This is a genomic window from Pseudomonas sp. RL_105y_Pfl2_101 (assembly GCF_963970585.1).
Lineage (GTDB): Bacteria > Pseudomonadota > Gammaproteobacteria > Pseudomonadales > Pseudomonadaceae > Aquipseudomonas.
Genome location: NZ_CAXAPG010000113.1, coordinates 1 through 1,607 on the forward strand (window position 1 = coordinate 1; position 1,607 = coordinate 1,607).

Below are 1,607 nucleotides of genomic sequence, written 5' to 3' on the forward strand. Positions count from 1 at the left end.
AAGCCGCCCGCTCAAGCGCCTGGCTGCGCCTGGCCCGGCCCTACGGCGGCGACACCCACGGCCTGCACTTCCCGCTGCAGGCCGGCACCGAAGTGGCGGTCGCGTTCGAACAAGGCGACCCCGACCGCCCCTACATCGCCCACGCCCTGCACGACAACGAACACCCGGACCTGGTCACGGCGCGCAATGAAAGACGCAACGTGCTGCGCACCCCGACCAACAACAAATTGCGCATGGACGACACCCGGGGGCAGGAGCACGTCAAGCTCAGTACCGAGCACAGTGGTAAGAGTCAGTTGAACCTGGGGCATCTGGTGGATGCCGAGCGCAAGAAACGGGGGGAAGGGTTTGAGTTGCGCACGGATGGCTGGGGGGCGATTCGCGCTGGCAAGGGGCTGTTTATCAGTGCTGATGAGCAGCCCCGCGCCCAAGGCCAGGTGCTCGACATGAGCGCGGCGACAGGTCGGTTGCAACAGGCCGCCGATCAGTTGGAAAGCCTCTCCAGTGACGCCCAGGCGAGCCGGGCCGATCCGGCCGATGTGGCCGCGCAACTGCAACTGCTACGCCAGGATCTGGAACAACTCAAATCCTCCGTCCTGCTGCTCAGCGCCCCGCACGGCATCGCACTCACCAGCGGCAAACACCTGCAACTGGCGGCGCAACACAACCTGATGCTCAACGCCGGCGGCGAAGCCGACCTCAGCGTGGTCAAGCGCCTGTTCGTCGGCGTGGGCCAAGGGCTGAGCCTGTTCGTGCGCAAGCTGGGCCTCAAGCTGATCGCCAACCAGGGGCCGGTGACGGTGCAAGCGCAGAACGACAAGCTGGAACTGATGGCGCGTCATGGGCTGGACATCACCAGCACCGAGGACGAGATCCGCATCGTCGCGAAGAAAAAAATCACCCTCAACGCAGGCGGCAGCTACCTCACGCTGGATGAAGGCGTCATCGAATCGGGGACGCTGGGGGATTTTGTCGTCAGGTCGGCGAATTTCGAATATGTAAAAGGCGCTGCCAGCATGAAGGCCGCACACCCGGACTACCCGCAGCGCTTGTTCAAACAACCGCTGCGCCTGCGCATGCCGCAAACGCCCAATGCATCGGGTCAAGGTTGGGCGGGCATGCCTTACACACTCAAGGCCGATGGCGTGCCGGTCCAGCAAGGTGTGCTCGACGGCAGCGGACAGTTGCTGCTCGACCATCAGGTCGTCACCCAACGCTACCAACTGACGTTGGCCAACGGCATGACCTACCAACTACCGGTGCCCACCGAGTACCGCAATGCCGAGCAGGCACACCTGGCCAATGGTGGTTTGCATAACCACCCCTCACAGACCGATAGCGAAGTGAATACGCCTTCTGCGCACACGGATCACCGCGCGCTGTACGCCGTCCAGATGGGCGGTCCAGACCATAACAAGGAAGAAACCAACCCATGATTCTGCCAGATATCGTCGTACCCATTTGCCTACGGCACACCGAGGAAGCCGTTTGCACACCGCCGTGGTACGTCCACAACACGGAATACCATCCCGTGGCGGCCGGCTATCAACCGCTGGTCAATGGCGAGGAAACCTTCACGGCTGTGCATCACGCCATCGCCCAGGCTC

1 protein-coding gene is annotated in these 1,607 nt (G+C 63.0%); it reads left to right on the forward strand.

What is annotated here, in order from left to right:
• A partial coding sequence (locus AACY31_RS28655; protein ID WP_339505635.1) for a DUF2345 domain-containing protein occupies positions 1–1,436 on the forward strand: 1,436 nt, incomplete at its 5' end.
• Positions 1,437–1,607: the final 171 nt, after the last annotated feature.